At 62.6% G+C, this 23,745-nt stretch carries 24 protein-coding genes; 8 read left to right on the top strand and 16 right to left on the bottom strand.

The window, feature by feature from the left end:
* Positions 1-21: 21 nt before the first annotated feature.
* Together NX775_RS18300 and NX775_RS18295 are read right to left on the bottom strand one after the other, a co-directional pair.
* On the bottom strand, positions 22-1,812 hold the full coding sequence (locus NX775_RS18300) for an acyl-CoA dehydrogenase C-terminal domain-containing protein (protein ID WP_258837253.1): 1,791 nt from the start codon (positions 1,810-1,812) through the stop codon (positions 22-24).
* 47 nt (positions 1,813-1,859) lie between these two features.
* A complete protein-coding gene (locus NX775_RS18295; RefSeq protein WP_258837252.1) occupies positions 1,860-2,477 on the bottom strand; it encodes a TetR/AcrR family transcriptional regulator in 618 nt (205 codons plus the stop codon).
* 327 nt (positions 2,478-2,804) lie between these two features.
* Between NX775_RS18295 and NX775_RS18290 the strand changes: the two genes are divergently transcribed.
* The gene (locus NX775_RS18290) at positions 2,805-3,215 is read left to right on the top strand and encodes a hypothetical protein (protein ID WP_258837251.1); all 411 of its coding nucleotides are present in this window, start codon (positions 2,805-2,807) and stop codon (positions 3,213-3,215) included.
* A 12-nt stretch (positions 3,216-3,227) separates the two neighbouring features.
* On the opposite strand, the gene NX775_RS18285 is transcribed toward NX775_RS18290, so the two are convergent.
* The 12 genes from NX775_RS18285 to ubiE all read right to left on the bottom strand — a co-directional run bounded on the left by NX775_RS18285 (position 3,228) and on the right by ubiE (position 14,169).
* A complete protein-coding gene (locus NX775_RS18285) occupies positions 3,228-3,614 on the bottom strand; it encodes an RNA-binding S4 domain-containing protein (protein ID WP_258837250.1) in 387 nt (128 codons plus the stop codon).
* A gap of 14 nt (positions 3,615-3,628) precedes the next feature.
* Entirely contained in the window at positions 3,629-4,789 is a 1,161-nt protein-coding gene (clsB, locus tag NX775_RS18280; protein ID WP_258837249.1) for a cardiolipin synthase ClsB, read from the bottom strand.
* A gap of 4 nt (positions 4,790-4,793) precedes the next feature.
* Positions 4,794-5,606 carry an endonuclease/exonuclease/phosphatase family protein gene (locus tag NX775_RS18275; protein WP_258837248.1) on the bottom strand — a complete coding sequence of 271 codons (813 nt, stop codon included), beginning with the start codon at positions 5,604-5,606 and terminating at the stop codon, positions 4,794-4,796.
* 133 nt (positions 5,607-5,739) lie between these two features.
* Entirely contained in the window at positions 5,740-5,949 is a 210-nt protein-coding gene (locus tag NX775_RS18270) for a hypothetical protein (protein ID WP_183554079.1), read from the bottom strand.
* Positions 5,950-6,303: 354 nt separating this feature from the next.
* Positions 6,304-6,759 carry a dihydroneopterin triphosphate diphosphatase gene (gene nudB, locus NX775_RS18265; protein WP_258837247.1) on the bottom strand — a complete coding sequence of 152 codons (456 nt, stop codon included), beginning with the start codon at positions 6,757-6,759 and terminating at the stop codon, positions 6,304-6,306.
* 47 nt (positions 6,760-6,806) lie between these two features.
* Positions 6,807-8,609, bottom strand: coding sequence for an aspartate--tRNA ligase (gene aspS, locus NX775_RS18260; protein ID WP_258837246.1), 1,803 nt, complete (start codon positions 8,607-8,609; stop codon positions 6,807-6,809).
* A 67-nt stretch (positions 8,610-8,676) separates the two neighbouring features.
* Positions 8,677-9,303 (bottom strand): DUF502 domain-containing protein, encoded by a 627-nt coding sequence (locus NX775_RS18255; RefSeq protein ID WP_258837245.1) that lies wholly within the window; start codon positions 9,301-9,303, stop codon positions 8,677-8,679.
* Between the two features lie 47 nt (positions 9,304-9,350).
* Positions 9,351-9,701 carry an FmdB family zinc ribbon protein gene (locus NX775_RS18250; RefSeq protein WP_258837244.1) on the bottom strand — a complete coding sequence of 117 codons (351 nt, stop codon included), beginning with the start codon at positions 9,699-9,701 and terminating at the stop codon, positions 9,351-9,353.
* 333 nt (positions 9,702-10,034) lie between these two features.
* Positions 10,035-11,591 carry a ubiquinone biosynthesis regulatory protein kinase UbiB gene (ubiB, locus tag NX775_RS18245; RefSeq protein ID WP_183554085.1) on the bottom strand — a complete coding sequence of 519 codons (1,557 nt, stop codon included), beginning with the start codon at positions 11,589-11,591 and terminating at the stop codon, positions 10,035-10,037.
* Positions 11,588-12,277, bottom strand: coding sequence for a ubiquinone biosynthesis accessory factor UbiJ (locus tag NX775_RS18240; protein ID WP_258837243.1), 690 nt, complete (start codon positions 12,275-12,277; stop codon positions 11,588-11,590). Before NX775_RS18240 ends, ubiB begins: the two co-directional genes overlap by 4 nt.
* Positions 12,278-12,408: 131 nt before the next feature.
* Positions 12,409-13,401 carry a Tim44 domain-containing protein gene (locus tag NX775_RS18235; RefSeq protein WP_258837242.1) on the bottom strand — a complete coding sequence of 331 codons (993 nt, stop codon included), beginning with the start codon at positions 13,399-13,401 and terminating at the stop codon, positions 12,409-12,411.
* A 33-nt stretch (positions 13,402-13,434) separates the two neighbouring features.
* Positions 13,435-14,169: a bifunctional demethylmenaquinone methyltransferase/2-methoxy-6-polyprenyl-1,4-benzoquinol methylase UbiE gene (gene ubiE, locus NX775_RS18230; protein WP_183554091.1), complete on the bottom strand. Its 735-nt coding sequence runs from the start codon at positions 14,167-14,169 to the stop codon at positions 13,435-13,437.
* A gap of 491 nt (positions 14,170-14,660) precedes the next feature.
* Here ubiE and NX775_RS18225 point away from each other — a divergent pair, with 491 nt between their 5' ends.
* The 7 genes from NX775_RS18225 (at position 14,661) to NX775_RS18195 (ending at position 22,032) form a co-directional block, all read left to right on the top strand.
* A complete protein-coding gene (locus tag NX775_RS18225) occupies positions 14,661-15,995 on the top strand; it encodes a sigma-54 dependent transcriptional regulator (protein ID WP_258837241.1) in 1,335 nt (444 codons plus the stop codon).
* Positions 15,996-16,371: 376 nt separating this feature from the next.
* Positions 16,372-18,489: a hypothetical protein gene (locus NX775_RS18220; protein ID WP_258837240.1), complete on the top strand. Its 2,118-nt coding sequence runs from the start codon at positions 16,372-16,374 to the stop codon at positions 18,487-18,489.
* 89 nt (positions 18,490-18,578) lie between these two features.
* Positions 18,579-18,980, top strand: coding sequence for a hypothetical protein (locus NX775_RS18215; protein ID WP_258837239.1), 402 nt, complete (start codon positions 18,579-18,581; stop codon positions 18,978-18,980).
* A 2-nt stretch (positions 18,981-18,982) separates the two neighbouring features.
* A complete protein-coding gene (locus NX775_RS18210) occupies positions 18,983-19,666 on the top strand; it encodes a C39 family peptidase (protein ID WP_258837238.1) in 684 nt (227 codons plus the stop codon).
* Between the two features lie 11 nt (positions 19,667-19,677).
* Complete coding sequence (locus tag NX775_RS18205; protein WP_258837237.1) at positions 19,678-20,187, top strand: hypothetical protein; 510 nt, start codon at positions 19,678-19,680, stop codon at positions 20,185-20,187.
* A 38-nt stretch (positions 20,188-20,225) separates the two neighbouring features.
* Complete coding sequence (locus NX775_RS18200; protein WP_258837236.1) at positions 20,226-21,632, top strand: hypothetical protein; 1,407 nt, start codon at positions 20,226-20,228, stop codon at positions 21,630-21,632.
* Between the two features lie 193 nt (positions 21,633-21,825).
* Entirely contained in the window at positions 21,826-22,032 is a 207-nt protein-coding gene (locus NX775_RS18195; protein ID WP_183554103.1) for a cold-shock protein, read from the top strand.
* A 310-nt stretch (positions 22,033-22,342) separates the two neighbouring features.
* On the opposite strand, the gene NX775_RS18190 is transcribed toward NX775_RS18195, so the two are convergent.
* Both NX775_RS18190 and NX775_RS18185 read right to left on the bottom strand, forming a co-directional pair.
* Positions 22,343-23,074, bottom strand: coding sequence for an Npun_F0296 family exosortase-dependent surface protein (locus tag NX775_RS18190; protein WP_258837235.1), 732 nt, complete (start codon positions 23,072-23,074; stop codon positions 22,343-22,345).
* 230 nt (positions 23,075-23,304) lie between these two features.
* Positions 23,305-23,742 (bottom strand): gamma-butyrobetaine hydroxylase family protein, encoded by a 438-nt coding sequence (locus tag NX775_RS18185; protein ID WP_258837234.1) that lies wholly within the window; start codon positions 23,740-23,742, stop codon positions 23,305-23,307.
* Positions 23,743-23,745 lie beyond the last annotated feature (3 nt).

Here is a 23,745-nt window from a genome sequence, read left to right as displayed (position 1 = left end):
TGTTGGGTTGGGCGTGAGTGCTTAGAACAGGTCGGCGTCCAGCGCCGTCAGGTTCGCGGCGCCCGAGCGTGCCTGGCGGATCAGCATCGCGGTTTCCGGATACAGACGTGCGAAGTAGAAGCGGATCGTCGCCAGCTTCGATTCATAGAAGCGGTCGCCCGAATCGAGCTTGGCCAGTGCGATCTTGGCTTGCTGCGCGAACAGGTAGCTGTAGACCAGGTGACCGGCTACGCGCAGGTAAGGCACGGCGGCGGCGCCCACTTCGTCCGGGTTCTGGAAGGCCTTCATGCCGATTTCCATCGTCAGCTTGGTGACCTTGTCGCCCAGCTCGCCCAGCGGCGTGACGAATTCGGACATGTTCTCGTCCAGGCCATTGTCTTCAACAAAGTTCTTGATCTTCTCGCCGAACTTGCGCAGCTTGGCGCCGTTGTCCATCAGGATTTTGCGGCCCAGCAGGTCCAGCGACTGGATGGTGTTGGTGCCTTCGTAGATCATGTTGATGCGCGCGTCGCGCACGTACTGCTCCATGCCCCATTCGGCGATGTAGCCGTGGCCGCCGTAGACCTGCATCGCTTCCGAGGTCGCGATCCAGCCGTTGTCGGTGATGAAGGCCTTGATGATTGGCGTGAGGAGGGCCACTTCGTCAGCGGCTTCCTTGCGCACGTCTTCATCGGTGTGGTTCAGTTCGCGGTCGATCTGCAGCGCAACGTACGACGAGAACGCGCGGCCGCCTTCAGCGAAGGCTTTTGCGGTCAAGAGCATGCGGCGCACGTCCGGGTGCACGATGATCGGGTCGGCTGGCTTGTCCGGTGCTTTCACGCCCGACAGGCTGCGCATCTGGATGCGGTCTTTTGCATAGGCCAGCGCGTTCTGGTACGCCACTTCGGTCAGGCCGAGCGACTGCATGCCCACACCCAGGCGGGCGGCGTTCATGAACACGAACATCGCCTGCAGGCCCTTGTGCGGCTGGCCGATCAGCGTGGCGCGCGCGTTGTCCAGGTTCATCTGGCAGGTCGAGTTACCGTGGATGCCCATCTTTTCTTCGATGGCGCCGCAGGCGATGCCATTGCGCTCGCCGATCGAGCCGTCTTCGTTCGGCATGAACTTCGGCACCAGGAACAGCGAGATGCCCTTCGAGCCTTCCGGTGCATCCGGCAGACGTGCCAGCACCAGGTGGACGATGTTGTCCGAGATATCGTGTTCGCCGGCCGAGATGAAGATCTTCGAGCCGGTGATCAGGTAGGCGCCGTCGCCTTGCGGTTCGGCTTTCGAACGCAACAGGCCCAGGTCAGTGCCGCAGTGCGCTTCGGTCAGGCACATCGTGCCGGTCCATTCACCCGAAACGAGCTTTGGCAGGTACAGGCGTTTCTGGTCGTCGGTGCCGTGCTCGAGCAGGCACTCGTAGGCGCCGTGCGACAGGCCCGGGTACATCGACCAGGCCTGGTTCGACGAATTGAGCATCTCGTAGAACGAGTTGTTCAGCGTGATCGGCAAGCCCTGACCGCCGTATTCCGGATCGCACGCCAGCGCTGCCCAGCCGCCTTCGACATACTGTTTATACGCTTGCTTGAAGCCCTTCGGCGTGGTCACGCTCTTGTCGGCGGCATTGAAGGTGCAGCCTTCGCGGTCGCCCGAGTGGTTCAGCGGGAACAGCACTTCCTGGGTGAACTTTGCACCTTCTTCGAGTACCTGGTTGATGATGTCGGTATCGATTTCCTGGTATTTCGGCAGATTCTTGAATTCTTCGGTGACATTGAGGAACTCGTGCAGAACGAACTGCATATCCCGGATTGGCGCGACGTACTGACCCATGGTTTTCTCCTGAAGAGTGTGACGATTGTTGGACGTGACAGGCGGCCTTATGCCGCCTGGTGGTCTTGCGATTGTTGGGAATTGCGGTAATTCTCGATCAGGCGTTCAAAGCCGGCCCGTGCCCGTTCGACGGCGCCCGGATTGCGCAGGAAACGCGCATCGTGGTGCAGCGCCAGGATCAGGCCGTGCATTTCAAACACCAGCTGCTCGGCATCGAAACCGGTGTGCAGATGCTTCAGTTCCATTGCCTGCTCCACGCTGCGCAGCAAGGCGCCCTGCCACGCGCGGACCATCGACACCAGCTCTTCGCGGATCGGGCCTTCGCGGTCGTCGTATTCGACGGCGCCACTGATATAGATGCATCCGGACGCGATTTCGACCGACACCCGCTTGACCCAGCGCGTGTACATCGCCACCAGGCGCGGCAGACCGCGGGTTTCCTTGATGCTCGGGTAAAAGACCTCTTGCTCGAAGCGGTGGTGGTATAGCTTGACCACCTCGAGCTGCAGGTCTTCGCGCGAACCGAAGTGCGCGAACACGCCGGACTTGCTCATGCTCATCCGGTCAGCCAGCAGGCCGATCGTCAAGCCTTCAAGGCCGTTGCGGCTGGCGAGCTCGAGCGCGACGTCGAGAATTGCCGCCCGCGTCTGCTCGCCCTTGCGCATGAATTTTGCTGAAGTACTGATAGCTTCCCCTGGTCTCGAAAAAATCCGAACGCTCGTACTATTATCTATCGGGCCTGGAATGTCAAACGGGAACTTAGAGGTGCGGTTCTATTGATGAAAAACAACCCGCGACACCCGGAGAAAGCGTCTTTTGCTGACGGCCCGGCGTGCAGGCGAGCGGCAGAAAACAGTTGTTTGATCTGCTAAAGGTACAGCATTTTCGGGGTGTCCGGTGCGTGATTTACGAGCATGGCGCACCTGTTTGCAGCTGGACTGTTACCATTAATAATCCAGCAACATTCAGCGCGCAGACGAAAGGTCCACAGCATGAGCAGCACCGATCAGAATCAACAGGTCGTCGAACCCGACGACAGCGCGCTGCAGCTGGCCATTCGCGCCTTCTCGCTCCAGGAAGGTGGCACCGAACCCGCTCAGCCAGCGACAGCAGGCGCGGATTCAATGCAGCACTTCCTGGTGCTGATCGGCCACGCCAGTGCGCGGCTGGACAGCGGCGCGGCGGCGGACGACGCGATTGCCGACCTGGTCCGGCGCGGACTCGACCGCGACACGGCGCAGGTCGTCGTCGACAAGGCCGTCGATGTCGTCGCGTCGAACCGGGCGCTGGAAAGCGCGCCGCCCGCGCAGCAGGTACGGACAAGATCCGGCAAGAGCATCCGGGTATTCGCCATCGTGCTGGTGGTCGTCGCGCTGGTCGTCGCCTTGCTGGTCATGCGATAACGCTGACTACGCCTATTCGCCCGCCTGCTCCATCGCCCGGCGATCGCGCTTGGTGGGCCGCCCCTTGATTTCCAGGCTCGGTTCCGGATACAAACGCCGCGCCACTTTATCGTTTTCGCGCTTGGCGATGCTTTCGTCAGTTTCGAAATACAGCGTGCGCGCCACCGGGGCGCCGCCGCGTGCGCCAGAGATGGCCGCGACGATGATTTCCCAGCGATCCGAGCCGTTGTCGATCAGCATCTTGTCGTTGATCTTGACCGTGCGCGCCGGCTTGACCGGTTCGCCGTCGATCCGCACCCGGCCCCGCTCGACCGCATCCTGCGCCAGCGAGCGTGTCTTGAAAAACCGTGCTGCCCACAGCCATTTGTCCAGCCGGACGTTTTCTTTGTCTTTATCCATCGTGTCCTCCTTGATCATGCATACCCGATGGCGCACACGCGCATCACCAGTTTGTAGCCGACATACGCGCAGCCGTTGACGGCGCGGCGCAGCCAGCCGATGTCGGCAAATTCCTGCGGACAGACTTCGACCCCGTCCGCGATGCCCCGTTCGATGTGCGCGCGCATCGACGCGGCGAAGACCGGATCGTCCACGACGATATTGGCTTCCTGGTTCACGAACAGCGACAGGCCGTCGCAGTTGCTTGAGCCGACCGTGGCCCAGTGGTCGTCCGCCACCGCCACCTTGGCATGCAGTTGCGTCCTGCGGTATTCGACCACGCGGATGCCGTCGGCCAGCAGTTTCGGATAGAACGATTGCGCCACCGCGTCCTGGATCGCGAACTCCCCCACCCCGATCAAGAGCGTGACGGCGACGCCGCGCTGCGCCGCATGCGCGAGCGCCTTGCGAAACTTGCGGCCCGGCGCGAAGTACGGCGTGGCCAGCAGCACGCTGTGGCGCGCATGGCCCAGCGCCTGCAGGTAGGCGCGCTGGATCGTGGTGCGGTTGCGCAGGTTGTCGCGTACGACGAAGGCGGCGCGCGCGGGACTGGCGCACGATGGCGGCGGCTGCTTGCGCATTTCGCGGAACAGTTCCAGGCGCTTGCGCAGCCGCAGGCGGCCCGTGCGGGTCCACTGGCCTTGCGCTTCATGGTGAATTTGCGCGACGAGCGGGCCCCGCACCCGCACCGTGAAATCCCAGCGCGGCGCCGGCAGGCGACGGCCGTCGGCGTGGTCGCACAGCCAGTCGTCGTTGACATTGATGCCGCCGACAAACGCAACCTCGCGGTCGATCACGGTGATCTTGCGGTGCGAGCGGGCGATGCCGCGCTTGCACAGCGGATTGAAGACGCGGTACTGGGCGCCGGCATGGGTCAGCACCTGGCCCAGCCGGGAGGTGACGCGGTGGCCGGTGCCGAACCAGTCGACCAGCACCCGCACCTTGACGCCGCGCCTGGCAGCGCGCGCAAGCGCATCGCGCACGGCGTCACCAGTTTCGTCCTCGGCAAAAATATAGGTTTCGAACAGGACCTCGTGCCTGGCGGCGTCGAGCGCGGCGATCAGCGCCGGGAAGAACGCAACGCCGCTCTCCAACAGCGTGATGTCGTTATCGTCGACGAAGGTGACGCTGCGCATGGCCTCAGGCCAGCTCGAGTTCCGCCACGATCGGTGCGTGGTCGGACAGCTTGGCCCACAGGGGACCGTGCATCACTTGCGCCGCGTTGACCTTGAAGCCGCGCACGTAGATGCGGTCCAGGCGGAACCACGGCAGCATCGCCGGGAACGTGCGCGCCGGCGCCAGGCGCGGCTTGCGCCCGGCCCAGCCGCGCACCATGTCGCCCATCGGCGAGCGCGGGCCCAGCTCGTCGAAGACTTCGGTCACGCCCAGGCCGCTGCGCAGCTTGTCGCTCAGGGTGTTGCGCCAGTCGTTGAAGTCGCCCGCGATGATGACCGGCTCGCCATTGGGCGCCGACGAATTGACGGCATCGATCAGCGACTGCGTCTGGCGCCCGCGTCCGCCTTCGAACAGGCCCAGGTGCACGACGTAGCAGTGTACCGGACACTCGGGCGTACCCAGCACGCAGTGCAGGATGCCGCGCTGCTCGTAGGCGTGGTCCGAGACATCGTGGTTGTGCGAGTTTTCGATCGGGTAGGTACTGAGCAGCGCATTGCCGTGGTGACCGTGGTCGTAGACCGCGTTCATGCCATACGCCGTGTGGTGCAGGTCGGAGGCAAAATAATCGTACTGGGCTGTTTCAGGCCAGTGCCGATGACCACGGTCTTCCTTGCCGAAGCGTGCCTGGTGCCGGTCATGCCGGCCTTGGACTTCTTGCAGGAAGACGACGTTGGCGTCGAATTCAGCGATCGCTTTCTTCAGTGCGATCACGCGGGGCGTGCTGCGCAGCGAGGAAACGCCCTTGTGAATGTTGTAGGTAGCCACACGAATTTTCATGGAAACATTCTACCCGGATCGGACCGCCGTTCTCGTGAAACGGACCCAATCGTGCGCTTATTAAAGCGCTGGCGCGTTCGGCAGGTTGCCAGCTCTCGCACTCTTTTTAGATACCAACAGTAACAAATTACCTTCAGGCGATCGCGTGCGCCTGGTCGTACACCGCTTCGTGGCCCGAGACAATCATGCGGCGCGGGCGGTGTGCAGCCGCCTCATCCTTTTGCGCGCGGGGCGCCATCGGGCCACACAGGCGCAGTCCATCCATCAGGTCGATATAGATGCAATCGTCGCCGAGTGTGATTGCTTTTACTTTCTTGTCGCTATTCAGTTTGAAGTTATCCATTTTTCTCTCAGAATCATCCACTTAAAAGTTGCACATCGAAAATTCACACTGGGTGAACTATTGACCTTAGACTACTGATTTCTGACTGTCAACCGTGGAATATATGGTGCCCGTCCGTTGCTCGCCATATTTAATTCATTTTCGCAACGTGTCATCAAGTGTCTCCAAATGTATCTTCATAGGAGAACTCCTACTTTTTCGTGCTTATGTGAGCGCCAGCGAACAGAGCGAAATTAAAAAAAGCACTTACGTACTTTTGCTGTAAAACGTCATTTTATTGCTGTGTATGAGCAATATTCAATGATGATTTACTGCAAATTTGCTTCTTTGAAGAAATTTTGTTTGCTTTGGGGATCAGACAGCGAGATGGCGCGGCAATTGCAGAATGGCTTCGGCATTCGAGGCCGAGAAGCAGCGATCGGCCGCTTCCAGGTAGGGCAGCCAGGCGTGGGCAATGTGCTCGCGTGGACTGAGGATGATGGGGATGTCGCGCGGCACGCAAACAGAAAACACGTGTTCGGTGTTCTGCGTTACGCCGGGGGCGTAGCGATGGCGCCAGAGAGGGTAGATCTCGTAGATATTGGCTAACTGCCAGTCACACAGGACGATCTGTTTGCCGTCAGCCACGATGCCGGTCTCTTCGAACAGTTCGCGCGCTGCCGTCTCCGGCAGCGGCTCGTCGAGCCGGTCAAGGGAGCCGGTGACCGATTGCCAGAAACCCGGCTGACCGGCGCGTTCGATCACCAGCACGTCCAGCTCGGACGTGTGGATGACGACCAGCACCGATTCAGGGATCTTGTAGGCTTGCATGACAGGATGAGCGGGGTTGGCAGCCAGGCCACCTCCCCCGCCCGCCATTACGCGACCTTCGGCTCGTTACGCAGGCGGATATGCAGCTCTTTCAATTGCTTCTCGTCGACTTCAGACGGTGCATTGGTCAGCAAGCACTGCGCGCGCTGCGTTTTCGGGAACGCGATCACGTCGCGGATCGACTCGGAGCCAGTCATCAGCGTGATCAGGCGATCCAGGCCGAAGGCCAGGCCACCGTGCGGCGGCGCGCCGTACTGCAGCGCATCCAGCAGGAAGCCAAATTTGAGCTGGGCTTCTTCGGCGTCGATCTTCAGCGCGCGGAACACCTTGCTCTGGACTTCTTCGCGGTGGATACGGATCGAACCGCCGCCCAGTTCCCAGCCGTTCAGGACCATGTCGTAGGCCTTGGCGATGCAGGCGCCCGGATTGGTCTCGAGCATGTCTTCGTGGCCGTCTTTCGGGGCCGTGAACGGGTGGTGGGTCGCGGTCCAGCGATCGCCGTCTTCGTCGTACTCGAACATCGGGAAGTCGATCACCCACAGCGGCGACCAGACGTCGTCGAACAGGCCGGCCTTCTTGCCGAATTCCGAGTGACCGATCTTCACGCGCAGCGCGCCCAGGGCGTCGTTGACGACCTTGGCCTTGTCGGCGCCGAAGAAGATCAGGTCGCCGTCTTCTGCGCCCGTCAGTTCCAGCACCTGCGCCAGCACTTCGTCGGACAGGTTCTTGACGATCGGCGACTGCAGGCCGTCACGGCCCTTGGCCTTCTCGTTGACCTTGATGTACGCAAGGCCACGGGCGCCGTAGATCGCGACGAACTGGGTGTAGGCGTCGATCTCGGAACGTGGCATCGAGCCGCCCTGCGGCACGCGCATGCCGACCACGCGGCCGTTCGGCAGGTTGGCGGCGCTGTTGAACACCTTGAACTCGACCGTCTTCATCAGCTCGGTAAGTTCGGTGAATGCGAGCTTGACGCGCATGTCCGGCTTGTCCGAACCGTACATCGCCATCGCGGTGGCGAAGTCCATCACCGGGAACGGGTTCGGCAGTTCGATGCCGGTCGTGTTCTTGAACACGACGCGCATCATTTCTTCGAACATGTCGCGGATTTCTTGTTCGGTCAGGAACGAGGTTTCGCAGTCGATCTGGGTGAATTCAGGCTGGCGGTCGGCACGCAGGTCTTCGTCGCGGAAGCACTTGGTGATCTGGTAGTAGCGGTCGAAGTTGGCGACCATCAGCAGCTGCTTGAACAGCTGCGGCGACTGCGGCAGCGCAAAGAAGTTGCCCGCGTTGACACGCGACGGCACCAGGTAGTCGCGCGCGCCTTCCGGGGTCGACTTGGTCAGCATCGGGGTTTCGATGTCGATGAAGCCCAGGTTGTCGAGGTACTTGCGCACTTCCATCGACACCTTGTAGCGCAGCTTCAGGTTGTGCTGCATCTGGCCGCGGCGCAGGTCGAGCACGCGATGCGTCAGGCGGGTGGTTTCCGACAGGTTGTCGTCGTCCAGCTGGAACGGCACCGGCACCGAGGCGTTGAGCACTTCGACTTCGGTCGCGGTCACTTCGATCTTGCCCGAGGCCAGGTTGGCGTTGACGGTGCCGGCCAGACGGTTGGTCACGGTGCCGACGATGCGCAGGCAATACTCATTACGCACGTGCTCGGCTGCCTTGAAGACGGCGGCATTGTCCGGATGGCAGACCACCTGCACCAGGCCTTCGCGGTCGCGCAGGTCGATGAAGATCACTCCGCCGTGGTCGCGGCGGCGGTGCACCCAGCCGCACAGGCTGACGGTTTGGCCCAGCAGTTCCTCGGTGACGAGGCCGCAGTAATTGGTACGCATGGTGGACATAGTTTTCGTTCCAGGTTGATTGATTTGTCGGCGCCGCCATCGCGGGCGGCCCAGATTCTGTGATGCGTTATTTGACTGCCGCAGGATTGGCGGCGCCGAGCGGCACATGGCTCGGTGCAACCACACCCATCGAGACGATGTACTTGAGCGCCGCGTCGACGGTCATGTCGAGTTCTTTCACGCGGCTGCGTTCCATCATCAGGAAAAAGCCCGAGGTGGGGTTTGGCGTCGTGGGCACGTACACGCTCACGAAGTCGCCCACCAGGTGGTTGGTCACGTCGCCGCCCGGCACGCCGGTCAGAAACGCGATCGTGTACGAGTCGGCGTGCGGATACGGGATCAGCACCGCCTGGCGGAAGGCATTGCCGGACGACGAGAACAGCGTGTCGGACACCTGCTTGACGCTGCCGTACAGCGAGCTGACGACCGGCACGCGCTTGAGCAGGCGCTCGCCCACGCGCACGATGTACTTGCCGACCAGATTGTTGGTGAGAAGACCCGTGATGAACACGATCGCCAGCGTCAGCACCGCCCCGATGCCCGGCACGTCCATGCCGATGAACTGGCGCGGCTGCCAGGCGGCCGGCACGAACATCAGCGACTGGTCGAGCGTGCTGATGATCAGGCTCAGGACCCAGGCCGTAATCGCCAGGGGCACCAGCACCAGCAGGCCGGTGATGAAATATTTACGCATCGGATATCCCGTTATTCTTGTTGGCGCGGCGCAGGGACGCGCCGGGCTCAGGTGCTGCTCTTGTCGCCGCCACCGCTGGTGCTGCCACCATTGCTGTTGCCCGTGCCAGGTGCGGCAGGCGCTGGCGTGGCCGGTGCAGCTGCGGCAGCCGGCGCGGCCGCTGCACCCGTGTCAGCGCCGCCCGTGCCCGCAGCCGTGCCGGTGGCAGGCGGCGTGCCGCCACGGAAATCGGTCACGTACCAGCCCGAGCCCTTGAGCTGGAAACCGGCTGCAGTGACCTGCTTCTTGAACGATGGCTTGGCGCAGGACGGGCAGACGGTCAGGACCGGGTCCGATATCTTTTGCAGTACATCTTTGGAAAAACCGCATTCTTCGCAGCGATAGGCATAAATCGGCATTCTGGTGCTCCGCAAAAATCTTCAAAACCCTGAATTATAAAGCTTTTGCCGCAGCATTTACGGCATTGCGGCGGCCCGGGGACAAGACAGCACCGCGATCGGCAAACGCGGGCCTCATCGTGTTGTTTTTCACCACGTCAGCAGGCGAACTGTTTGCTCGTGCACAGTATCGGTGATTTAATACGGCTTCCTTACCGGATGTTGGTCGCAGGAAAGTTCTGCCACTGCGAGAACACAAGAAACAGAAGGCTGCGAGATGTTCGTATCAGCGCAGCCCATAAAAGAACACAGCTTATCAAGCCCGCTCACGCGGGCTTTTTTCTTGGGCGCGCGTCAGAGGAAGTACAGCGCAGCCAGCGCGGTGCAGGCGCCCGTCGCCAGCAAGGTCAGGAACGTCAGCATGCGATTGGTGCGGCGCTGTTCCACCACCAGCATCGCCATCATCTCGCTGTTGGCGATGTGCGGATGGTGCCCTTTCGACTCGCGTTCCAGCGCCTGGTGCACGAGGCGCGGCAGTTGCGGGAAGATCTGGGCGTAGCGCGGCGCTTCGGCCTTCAGGCGCTCGACCAGGCCTTGCCAGCCCACCTGCTCGGCCATCCAACGCTCGAGATACGGCTTGGCCGTCTTCCACAAATCCAGGTCAGGGTCGAGCTGGCGGCCCAGGCCTTCGATATTGAGCAGCGTCTTTTGCAGCAGCACCAGTTGCGGCTGCACTTCGACATTGAAGCGGCGCGAGGTCTGGAACAGGCGCAGCAGGATCTGGCCGAACGAGATGTCTTTGAGAGGGCGATCAAAGATCGGCTCGCAGCAGGCACGCACGGCCGATTCGAGTTCATCGACACGCGTGCTCGGCGGCGCCCAGCCCGATTCGATGTGAGCCTCGGCCACGCGCTTGTAGTCGCGCTGGAAGAAGGCCAGGAAGTTCTGCGACAGGTAATCCTTGTCAAAGTCGGTCAGCGTGCCGACGATGCCGAAGTCGAGCGCGATATAGCGGCCCAGCGTTTCCGGCGCGGTCGACACCAGGATATTCCCGGGGTGCATGTCGGCGTGGAAGAAGCCGTCACGGAACACCTGCGTGAAGAAAATTTCCACGCCATCGCGTGACAGCTTCTTGAGGTCGACGCCGGCGGCGGCCAGACGGTCGATCTGCGATACCGGCAGGCCGTGCATGCGCTCCATGACGATCACGCTGCTCGAGCAATAGTCCCAGTACATCTCAGGCACCATCAATAGCGTCGAATCGGCGAAGTTGCGGCGCAGCTGGCTGGCGTTGGCGGCCTCGCGCATCAGGTCGAGCTCGTCGTGCAGGTATTTGTCGAATTCGGCCACGACTTCGCGCGGCTTCAGGCGCCGCGCTTCGCTCCAGACCTTTTCGATCAGGTTCGCAGCCATGCGCATCAGCGCCATGTCCTCGTCGATCAGCTTCTTCATGCCCGGGCGCAGCACCTTGACGGCGACTTCCTTGCCGTTCTTGAGCGTGGCGAAGTGGACCTGGGCGATCGACGCCGAGGCGATCGGCTCGCGCTCGAAGTGGGCAAACAGCTGATCAGGATGGGTGCCGAGCGAGCGCGTAATCTGCGCCACCGCCAGGTCGGAGCCGAATGGCGGCACCCGGTCCTGTAGCATGGCCAGCTCATCGGCGATATCGGGCGGCACCAGGTCGCGCCGGGTCGACAGCACCTGGCCGAACTTCACGAAGATCGGGCCCAGTTCTTCAAGCGCCTGGCGCAGCCGCACGGCGCGTGGCGACGTGATCGTGCGCCAGAAGAAGAACGTGTTCATCAGGCGCGCGGTGCGCGGAGCGTTAATGCTGGTGACGGCGATTTCGTCCAGGCCGTACTTGGTAAAGACGGTGAGAATGCGCAGCAGGCGCAGGAATTTCAATATCATCGACGATCCGGATTCTGGTCTGCGCTTACAGCAAAGGTGGAAGAAGGTTTGGCGGCGCTGTGCTGGGCCAGCGCCTGTTCGAGCCGTGCAATGCGCTTGGCGCTGCGCTCGACGTCGTCGCGCAGGCGCACGACATCGGCGGCAAAGGCGTCGCGCTGGACCGGCCGCACCAGCACCGGCCGTTCGTCGGCCAGGAATTCAGCGAGGTTCTCGGCCAAGCGGCGCCCTGCTTCGCCCAGGCCACTGACGGTGCGGCGCGCGCCCTGGTGCAGGCGGTAGGCGGCCACCGGCCCGACCACGCGCTCGAGGTCATATTCAGCATCCCAGCGCAGGCCGTTGGCCAGTTGCGAGATCACGTTGGCAAATTCGGCGTCGCCCTCGATCTTCACGTACGACAGCGCACGCGTGCGGTCTTGCGCGATCAGCGGCAAATCGGCCGGCTTGATGCGGATGGTGACGTTGGCCGGCGCTGCATCCTGGCTGGCCTCGAACAGGCCGTCAGGCGCCACCAGCACGCGCAGCTGGGCCACGCCGGCATCGATGCACGCCTGCTTGCCGACATGGCGCGCGAGCGCGGCCCGGGCCCAGGCTTCCTGGGCCAGCAGGTGATTGATCGCGGCAACGGCAGGCACGGTCAGCGCATGCTGGGGTGACAAGGTCGATAGGGATGGAAGATTCGGAAACATGGCGGGACTACCCTCAAAAAACAAAACCGCCCGGAGTGATTCGGGCGGTTTTGATCTTACCAGTTCGCCGGGCACGCACCCGGCGTTACGGAATCGGCAAACAAAATAATTCCGGTTCGCCTGCGGCGTACTTAGTTCGGCTGCTGAATGCCAGCCAGCACCCAGCCACCCGCGCCCGACAGCGGCTTGGACATGTTCCAGACCTCGACGAACGGCTCTGGCAATGCGTCTTTCGCGCTGCGGATCATGGCGTTGAACTGCACGCTGGCCAGGTAATCGGTGGCCGTCTGCTCGATGCCCAGCAACTGCGCATCGACATTGACGACGTCGGTGAAATCAGCGACCGCGCCACGTTCCTGGATCTGCAGCTTGAGTTCAGCGAAGACTTCAGGCGACGTGAATTCGCGCAGGTCGTTCGTGTCGCCACGATCCCAGGCTGCCTGCATGCGAATGAACGACGACTTCGCATGACGCAGGAAACTTTCGCTGTCGAAGTCGGCCGGCACGCCCCATTGCTGGTGCGCTGCCGGGGTAGCGGCATTGCCGAAATTCGCTGCATTCAGGCCGCCGCGGTCCTTTTCCAGTGCGACGCCGCCCTGGAATGCGGTCGGCTGCGGACGCAGGCCCGAACCGATTTCAGGCGTGCCAACGCCACCGGCCGCCTGCGGCTTGAAGCCGCCGCTGAAACCCGCTGCAGATGGATTGGCCGGCGTGTCCTTGCGGCGGAACATGCGCACCAGGAACATTATGACGAGGCCGAACAGCGCGAACATCAGGATGCCCGCGATGATGCTGGCCATCGCGCCGCCAATACCAAGGTGCGACAGCAGCATGCCCAGGCCAAGGCCCAGCAGTGCGCCGCCGAGGATATTGCGCATCATGCTTGGCTTCTTGGCGGCAGCCGCAGCGCCTGCGGCGCCAGCGCCGGCAGCAGCTGGCGCGGCCTGGTTCGGGGTCTGGCGCTGCATGTTCTGTGCGGGCGCCGGCGCCGGGGCCGGCATCTGGCGCACGGCCTGCGACTGGCGGCCGACCGAGCGCTTGCCGCCCATCGGCCGTGCGTAGGCCTCGGCCACCATCGAGAATGCAGTGACTGCGAGGAGCGTCGTGACCAGGAATTTTTTCATTGTCTCCGTCCTTGATTGGAACTTCAGTTAAAACTACAGCTTGATACCGGTGTGCAAAGCGGCCACACCCGCCGTCAGGTTGAAATACTGGACCCGCTCCAGTCCCGCGTCTTCCAGCATGCCCTTCAGGGTGTCCTGATCGGGATGCATGCGGATCGATTCGGCCAGGTAGCGATAGCTTTCGGCGTCGCCGGCAATCCGCTGGCCCAGCCACGGCAGTACCGAGAACGAATACACGTCATATGGCTTTTGCAGTGGCGCGATCACTTTCGAGAATTCGAGCACCAGCAATTTGCCGCCCGGCTTGAGCACGCGGCGCATTTCGGCCAGCGCCTGATCCTTGTGCGTCATGTTGCGCAGGCCGAAGGCAACGCTGACCCGGTCGAAGTAATTGTCCGGAAACGGCAACTTTTCGGCGTTACACAACATGGTTGGGGTGACAAGTCCTTTATTCAAGAGACGGTCACGGCCAACGCGCAGCATCGACTCGTTGATGTCGGTGAGCCAGACTTCGCCCGTCTTGCCGGCCTGCTTTGCGAAGGCCTTGGCCAGGTCGCCCGTGCCGCCGGCGATATCGAGCACCTTGAAGCCGGGCCGCACGCCTGCCTGCGCGATCGTAAACAGCTTCCAGGCGCGGTGCAGGCCGGCCGACATCAGATCGTTCATGACATCGTACTTCGCGGCGACCGAGTGGAAGACCTTGGCGACTTCCTGGACCTTCTGGTCCTCGGCGACGGTCTTGTAGCCGAAGTGGGTGGTGTTTGTCATAGTGGCATGCAGGTTGGGGGTTGCCACATTATACAAGGACCCGGCAGGAGGGCCGCGCTGCTGAGCTGGCTGTCACCAATGGGTTCCACGGGGACGCTCGCAAGGCCGATTACGCGCCTTATGTCCGGTTGGATTCAACTTTTTACGCTTGTTGGTTACCCACAACGCATCTGCCCGATAGCGTGCAATTAGGCCAGAATCATCGCACGTGCCTCTTTTCCAAGCCGCTCAGCGCGACTAAGATCATTAGCAACAAACAAACTCTATTTTCAAATAGTTATGCGAAGAATTAAACGTTTGATTCAATATTGCATTTCTCATTAGATTTTTATCAACAGTTGTGCGCCATGTTCGCCACAGTTTTGGTTTAATTAACACGATGTTTCAGCCGGCAAGCGCCGGTCGTTGCGCCCATCGACGTTGCATGGTCCCATGGTGTGCCGGGACGCATGGCTGCGTAGCGGGTGCCAACCAGTCTGATGAGGATACCGGTGCCTGTAAAACGTCTTATCTGCATTACGCGTGAAGGCAGTGCGCACGCCCGCGCCTGCCATGGCGCCCTGCCCGGCTGGGATGTCTGCGTCGTTGAGCATCTGGCTGCGGCGCGCAAGGTCTTGTCCCAGCAACACTACGGCGTGGGCCTGCTGCTCGACAGCAGCGACAGCGCAGACGATGCCGAGCTCGAACGTTTCCTGCATCAGCATCACCACATGCGCTGGGTGGGCGTGTTCGACGCGCACCGTCTAGTCCAGCCGGCCCTGCGCGAACTGATCGCAGCGCATCTGGTCGACTTTCATACGCTGCCGGTCGACACACTGCGGCTGCAGCACTCACTGGGCCACGCCCACGGCATGGCGAGCATGGCCACGCGGTCGGCGCCGCACGACGGCGCACTGCGCGTGAGCCACATCGACGGCACGTCGGCCGCTATTGCCCGCCTGCGCTCGCATATCGACAAGATCGCCGCCGTCGACGCGCCGGTTCTGATCTGCGGCGAAAGCGGCAGCGGCAAGGAGCTGGCCGCGCAGGAAATCCACCTGCGCTCGCCCCGCGCCACGGGTCCGTTCATCGCCATCAATTGCGCGGCCATGGCGCCGGCGCTGATCCACTCTGAACTGTTCGGTCACGAACGGGGCGCCTTCACCGGCGCCATGCGCGACAAGCAGGGCCTGCTCGAAGCGGCATCCGGCGGCAGCATTTTCCTCGACGAAATTGGCGACCTGCCGCTGGACCTCCAGGCAAGCTTGCTGCGCTTCCTGCAAGAGCGCGTGATCTACCGGGTCGGCGGCACCCGCACCATCGCGGTCGATGCGCGCGTGATCACCGCCACCCACGTCGACCTGCCCCAGGCCGTGGCCGACGGCCGCTTCCGCGAAGATCTGTACTACCGCCTCAGCGTGTTCCCGATCCGCGTACCGGCGCTGCGTGAACGCAAGGAAGACTTGCCGCTGCTTACCGATCTCATCTTCAACAAGTTCGCCAGCGAACGCAGCCCCCAACTCAAGGGCGTGAGCCGCGAAGCCTTGCAGGCCATGACGCGCTACGACTGGCCCGGCAATGTGCGCGAACTGATCAACCGCGTGCGCCGCGCCATGGTATTGGCCGAGCATCGCCTCGTGATGCCGGAAGACCTCGATTTGCCAGGCGTCGGTCCCATCTGCCCGCATGGCGTCGGCCTGGGCACATCGCGCCTGAGCGCCGAACGCGTGGCCATCGGGGAGAGCCTGGCCCGCAGCGGCAACAACATCAGCCGGGCGGCACGCGAACTGGGTGTATCGCGCATGACGCTGTATCGCCTGATGGCCAAGCACGAGATTTCGGTGTAGGCGTCATTCCTGGCCCGGCGTCGGCCCTGTCCTACCGTGTTTGTCCTTGAATTCACAGGGTTTTTATGCAGCGTGCTTGCCACAAGGCAGCAGGCTGATGAGTCGCGCCCACTCTGTCAACCATGCGTCACGGTTGCAATTTGATACAGTTTTCCCTTCAATTCTGCAACAGTGTCACACGACTGAGACACTTGTCGTTCTAGCTATTGGCGTGTTTCATCGTTCTGTTGACGGCGCTGCGAGCTCATCAAATTAGTCCTACAAAATCAATGACTTGCTCAAGTGGCCTGTGCTGGCACGAGACCTGCTAATACAGAAGTGGACCGGGCGTCACGAGACCTCGGGAAACTTAAACCGTGATATTAGGGGAGCAACAATGAAGCGCACTATCCTGGCAACCGCGATCGCCCTGGCTTTCAGCATGGCCCACGCACAAGAGAACACCGTTAATGACGTCCGTGGCGGCAATACCCAAACGTCGACGATGACCAACACAACCAACACGGACAGCAGCTCCCTGACGGATTCCCGGAACAGCAACAACACCGCGACCAATACCAACAACAGCCAGGCCGACAGCAACAACACGGCAACCAGCACCAACACCAACAACAGCCAGACGGACAGCAACAACACAGCAAACAATACGAACTCCAACGCGCAGACCGACAACAGCCAGCGCACCAACACGAACACCACCACAAGCACCACCAATAACCAGGTGGACAACTCGGACAACCGCGTCTCGAACAACACGACGAACAACAGCAACAGCCAGACCAGCAACCAGTCCGATACCCGCAACATGCAGGTTGACAGCAACGACACCACGGACATCGCCACCACGACCACCAACAACAGCGACAGCAGCCAGAACAGCTCGGGCCAGAACAACAGCTCGGGCGACGCCAGCGCCCAAGCGGCCGGTGCTGCGGCAGCCAACAACGGCGGCACCGCCAGCTCGTCGGTGGCGAATTCGTTCAACACCTCGTCGGCAACCTCCACCAGCGCCCTGACCGGCAACGTCAGCGGCAATAACATCAGCAATATCGGCAACACCGCACAGAACAACGGCGGCGCCAACGGTGCAACCGGTTCCGGCGCGGCAGGCGGCGTGGGCTATGGCGGCGGGGCGAACGGCACCGGTGCTGCTGGCGGCGCGGCCTCGGGTGCGGCAGGCGCGGCAGGCGGGGCTGGCGGCTATGCTGCTGCCGGCACCGCCTCGACCGGCGCATCGACTGTCGGCAACGCAGCTGGCGGCGCAAGCGGGTCCACGGGTGCTGCAGGCGCCACGGGCGGTGCGGGCGCAGCGGGCGCGATGGGCGGCTACGCTGCCGGCGGCAACGGCGCGGCAGGCGGCGCCGGCCTGGGCGGCGCGGGCGCATCGGGTGGCGCGGCCAATGGTGGCTCGGGCGCGGCAGGCGGCTCGGCCATGGGCGGCGCAGGCGGCTCGACCGGCTCGCTGGCTGGCGGCAATGGCGGCGGCACCGGCGCTGCAACAGGCGGCGCGGGCGGCGCGGGTGGCAACACCGGCTCGGCATGGGGCGGCGCGGGCGCAGCAGGCGGCACGGGCGGCGCAGGCGGCATGGGCGGCACCTCGGCCGGTTCGACCCTGACGGCCTCGAACGGCGCAAGCGGCGGCGGCGCCGGCATCGGGGACGCCACGGCGACTTCGGGCGCAGGCGGCATGCCGGGCAGCGAAACGGCAGGCACGGGCGGCGCCAGCGGCGCACCGAGCAATACCGGCGGCACCAGCACGGCCGGCAGCCCGACCAGCGGCGCCAGCACCAACGGCGCAGGCGACTCGACGGCAGGCCTGGGCGGCGCCGGTGCAGCGGGCGGCGCGGGCGGCTCGGGCGCCGCATCGTCGAACACCTCGGGTAGCGGCGCAGCAGGCGGCGCCTCGACCGGCGGCACCGGCGGCGCCGGCGCGGCACTGGCCGGCACGGGTGGCGCGGGCGCCACTGGCACGGCAGGCACCGGTGGTTCGGGCGCAGCCGGTACGGCTGGCATGGGCGGCAACGGTGCGACCGGCACTGGCGGCGCGGGCGGCGCAGGCCAGGGCGGCACGGCAGGCACTGGCGGCATGGGCGGTTCGGGCGCGGAAGCGACTGCATCGACCGGCGCCAGCGGTGCAGGCGGCGCGGCCACCAACGGCGGCGCCACGGGCGGCTCGGCCACCTCGGGTGACGCATCGTCGGGCGCTGGCGGCAGCGGCGGCGCAGGCGGTGCAACCACGTCCGGCGCAGGTGGTTCGGGCGGCGAAATGACGGCCGGTGCAGGTACCGGCGGCTTTGGCGGCTCGGGCACCGGCGGCAATGGCGGCACCAACAACGTCAGCTCGGGCTCGTTCGACATGTCGAACTCGATGAACAACATCGCCCAGTCGGCAGCCGGCATCTCGATCATCAGCCAGAACAACGGCTTCTCCTCGCTGATCCAGCAAAGCGTCAACGTGCAGTCGAACATGAACGTCGGCGGCGCAGGCCAGTAATCAGGCAATGGGTGCAGGGCACGCTGCGCGCCCTGCACTCCCGCCATGCGGCGCTTTGCCCGCATGGCGGTCCTTTCGAGCGAGGCATCATGAAACAACTACACCAGATTGGATTTCTCGTGCTGACGGCAGGCGCTGCTCTGCCAGCGGCAGCCCAGATCACCGAGCCGGCCAGATTGCCGGTGGCGGTGAGCTTTTTGTCGACAGTGAACGTGGCGCCGGCCGCCGGCGACGATCTCGCGAGCGGCTGGGGCAAGACCACCGACGCTGCTGTCCTGGGCGACCTGCGCGGCGGCACCGACATCATTACCACCGAAGCGACGCTGGGCGGCACGGTCGGCAACAACACGGCCACCAACGTGACCACCGGCATGAACGTGATCAGCGGCGGCTCGTTCGCCAACGCATCGGGCTTGCCAGTCGTGATCCAGAATTCCGGCGCGAACGTCCTGATCCAGAACGCGACCGTCATCAACCTGCAACTGCAATAAGCATGACACCAGGCCCTTATTTGCTGATGATCCTCGCACTGTGCGGTGCCCTGCTTGCGCCGCACAGTGCGCATGCGCTGGATCTGGCCGGCGTCGGGCGCGTCAACGTGCCGGTGACCAGTCTCAAGGACATCAAATTCCAGCGCACGCTGCGCCAGCAATATGACTACAGCTGCGGCGCCGCCGCGCTGGCCACCTTGCTGTCGCACCACTATCAGACGCCCACGCCCGAACAGGACGTGTTCCAGCAGATGTATGCCAGCGGCGACAAGACCAAGATTCACAAGGAAGGTTTTTCGCTGCTCGACATGCAGCGCTTTCTTGCCACGCGCGGGTTTCGCGCCGACGGCTTCAAGCTGCCCATTGAAAAACTGATCGCCGAAAAACTGCCCGCCATCGTCCTCATCACCGACCGCGGCTTCAACCATTTCGTGGTCATCAAAGGCGCCGAAGACGGCCGCATCCTGATTGGCGACCCGTCCACCGGCAACCGCGTCGTGAGCATGGAACGGTTCCAGGAAATCTGGCGTAACAAGATCTTGTTCGTGATCCACAGCCACAAGGACCAGGTTGCCTTCAACACACCGGAAGACTGGCGTGGCGCGCCGCGTGCGCCACTGGGCACCGGCATGCACCAGGACCAGCTGAGCGCGACCCTGCCCAAGTTCGGGCCGGGCGATTTTTAACGGGGACCACCATGCGCCTTCCACCCTACCCTTCGCACACTGCCTTGCTGGGCCTGTTGGCGGGCGCCCTGACGCTCGCCCAGGCCGCCGAGCCGATCGTACCGGTACTTGGCACGCCGGTTGCCGCCACGACGCTGGACGCCACCCGTGGCGGCTTCGAGGTGGCTGGCGGCCTGTCGCTGTCGCTCGGCATCGAGCGCGTTGTGTCGATCAACGGCGAAATCATGGCGCGCACGAATATCGCCATCCCCGATCTGGCGGCCATGACAGCCGAACAGGCGCGCCTGACCCAGGATGCGCTGGGCGCGGCGCGGATGATCCAGATCGGCGGCAACAACTATGCCGCTACCGACCTCAACCTGCCCAACGGTGCGACGCTGGTCCAGAACACCCTCAGCGGCCAGGATATCCGCACCGCGACCACCATTTCGTCAACAGTCAACAGCATGTCGCTGATCAAGGACATCAATTTCCAGTCGACGATCCGGGACGCCGTCGTGCGTTCGCCGGGCGGGCTATGAATGTTCAATACCACCAACAATAACTCTGGAGAATCTGGATGTATCCACACGTCGCGCGGCTCGGCGCTGCGGGCCTGGCGGCGGCCCTTATGGCGCCGCCTGCACTCGCTCAACAAGTTGCTCCCCTGTCGAACAATGGCGCCCAGCCATCCCATACCGAACTGTCACAGCTGAAGGACGAACTGGCGCAGCAACGCGCGTTGGTCAATCGTCTGCTGCTGGAGGTGCAGGCGCAGCGTGAACAATTGCAGCGCATGGGGACGCCGGCCGATGGCGTACTGCTGTCGCAGCAGCGCGGCACGGGTGGCTCGATGAGCGGCCAGGCGCCGGTGGCCGAGCCGCCCGTATTGCCGCCTGCGGTAACGGGCGTGCCGGCGCCGCTGCCGCCACAGCAGCGACCGGACCAGCCCGGCGTACCCGCCCCGGCACCGGTCCAGCCGGCCCCGCCGGCGCAGGCGCAAAACACCAGCCGCCAGCAACCGAACCGGCCGCCGGAAGTCGCACCGATCGGCGACCAGCCGGGCGTGCTCACGGCGCCCGGGACCTATGTGCTCGAACCGTCGATGCAATACGGTTACTCGTCGAGCAACCGCGTGGCGCTGGTCGGCTACACGGTGATTCCAGCCCTGCTGATCGGTCTGGTGGACGTGCGTGAAATCAAACGCAATACCTTCACCACCGCGATTACCGGCCGCACCGGCATCAGCAACCGGATGGAGGTCGAGGTCAAGGTGCCTTATGTGTACCGCTCCGACGCCACCGTCAGCCGGGAAATATTCACCGGCACGGCGGTCGAACGCGTGTTCGATACGACCGGCAAGGGCATGGGCGACGTTGAAGTGGCCGGTCGCTACCAGCTCAATAACGGCGGCGCCGACAAGGGCTATTACATTGCCGGCCTGCGCTACAAGAGCCGCACCGGGCGCGATCCGTTCGAGGTCATCACCGATTGCGAACGCCGCTGCATCGGCGAGAACGTCACCGGCACCGGCCTGCCGCTGGATCTGCCCACGGGCTCGGGCTTCCATTCGCTGCAAGGCACGCTGACCTGGCTGTATCCATCCGATCCGGCCGTCTTCTTCGGCAACCTGAGCTACGTGCACAACTTCAAGCGCGACGACGTGACGCGCCTGGTACGCAATGGCGAACGCGAACCGCTCGGCTCGCTGCAACCGGGCGCCGTGCTGGGCTTTAACTTTGGCATGGGCCTGGCGCTCAACGACAAAGCGTCGCTGAGCCTGGGCTATGACCACAGCACGATCGGGCGCATGCGCCAGAACGGCGCGACCTCGATCGGCTCGGTACGCACCCAGCTGGGGACGCTGCTACTGGGGTACTCCTACCGCCTGAGTCCGCAACGCTCGCTCAACATTGCCGTCGGCGCCGGCGTCACGCGTGACACGCCGGACGTGACGCTGACGCTGCGTTTGCCAATGACTTTCTGAGCAGAAATTTATTCCTGAAATCGGTCATGCAGGGGGGATGACTTGTGGTAAATACGGAGACGATTGAAAAATCTTGCTTCCGTTTTAAGAGTTTGCCCTATAATCAGATTCGCAATGTAAGGCGTCACCCTGGTTTTTGTCCTAGGTACGCAAACAGGGCATCAACGTAAAATTAATTTTTGAGGGAATAAAAATGGCGACTGGCATTGTTAAGTGGTTCAATGACGCAAAAGGTTTCGGTTTCATCACGCCTGACGGCGGCGGCGAAGATCTGTTCGCGCACTTCTCGGCGATCAACGCCAACGGCTTCAAGTCGCTGCAAGAAAACCAGCGCGTGACGTTCGACGTCACCACCGGTCCTAAAGGCAAGCAGGCTTCGAACATCCAGCCGCAAGCTTAAGGTCCGCTGGCCCGCTACGGCGGGCAAGCAACGCAAAAGAGCACATCTTCGGATGTGCTCTTTGTCTTTGTGGAGACTAAAAAAGCGAGGGTCAGGTCTGACATTCGGACACGATCTCGACAGTTGCTATCCGAACTGGCTAGCACCGGGCCATGCCAACACTGGGCAAGCCGCTATTGGAAGTCGTTAAGGCTGAGGTCGTGTCTGAATGTCAGACCTGACCCCGGCTGTTACGGTTGTTCGTCCGTGCTTGCTTGCCCCAAGAAAAAAACCTCCCGTCAGGGAGGTTTTTCAATCGATAGCAGCAATGTTATTTGCCGATGCGACGGCGTGCCAGGCCTAGACCGGCCAGGCCGAGACCCAGCAAGGCGAGCGAGGCTGGCTCAGGCACCGGCGCAACGTTATAGCCGACCACCAGGTTATCCACCTCAAACGCGTGGGCGGTGGTGCGGAAGCTGAACGACGTGAACTCTTCTTCGGGTGTGAAGAACAGGTTGACGTAGATGTTCGAACTATCCGCATTTGGGTTACCCGGCTCGCCGTTGAACATGGCGATCAGCGATGCGCCCGTCACGGTCTGAATGACAGCACCGACAGTGTTGTAGAAGATCAGGTCGTTGTACATATCGATCGATCCGTAATACAGGCCGAGATAGTTCAGGGTCGCACCGTTGCCAAGCGAGTTCAGCAAGCCGGTGTAATTGAAATTGACTTCTGATGTGTTCGCACCACTGCCGGCGCTTGGGCCGTAGGCAAAATACGTCGTGTCGTTGGCTGGCGCTGCATACACGCCTGGCAGGTGACCTTGGCCATACGCCAACCCGCCACCTGATACGGTCGAAATAGCGACCATATTGGCTGTCATTGTTGGCCCACCGCCAGGCGCATCGAACGTTTCGACAAACACATTGTTCGTTTGCAGACTCGTCTTGCCAGACCCGTCCGCCGCAACTGCCGACGCGTACGTGATTTCTACAGCTTGTGTCACAGAAGCAGACATCAGCAATACCGATGCCAGGCAAGGAACCAAGGCTTTTTTCATGATAGGTCTCCGGTGAGTTGAGACATGGTAATTAGCACTAACCATGCCACCGAAAAAACACTCTACCAAACAGCCACTTAGCAATAAATCTTTGCGGAAACGTAATTGTTATCGACAGTATGTTACTTTAATATACTTTACGTTACGCGCGTGTCGAAGCTTGTATTGAAGGGACGGTATTCGACGGTCACGCCCCCGTTTGCGGCGCAGGGAATGCGCCGCGCTGACAATCAGCAGCCGCAGCTACCCGAGCCGCAGCCACCGCCGCCCGACTTCGCCGCCGCCACTTCTGCGAACTGCGTCACCGGCGCGCGGCCACTCTCTTCATCGTAGCCAGCCGCTTGCAGGCGCGCCACGTACTGCTTCCACAGCGATTGCTGGCTTTGGCCCAGCTCATACAGATAATCCCAGCTGAAGATGCCGGTATCGTGACCGTCCGAGAAGGTTGGCTTGATTGCGTAGTTGCCGACCTGCTCGACGTCGGCAATGCCGACTTCGCGCTTGCCAAGTTGCAGCACTTCCTGGCCCGGGCCGTGGCCCTTCACTTCGGCCGATGGCGAATATACGCGCAGATATTCAAACGGGAGCGAAAAGGCGCTGCCGTCGTCGTAGGCGACGTCGAGCACGCGCGATTTCTGGTGGACAGTCAATTCGGTTGGATGTGGCATGAC

Source organism: Massilia aurea, from assembly GCF_024753205.1.
Lineage (GTDB): Bacteria > Pseudomonadota > Gammaproteobacteria > Burkholderiales > Burkholderiaceae_D > Telluria > Telluria aurea.
This window is presented reverse-complemented; position numbering and strand designations above follow the sequence as displayed.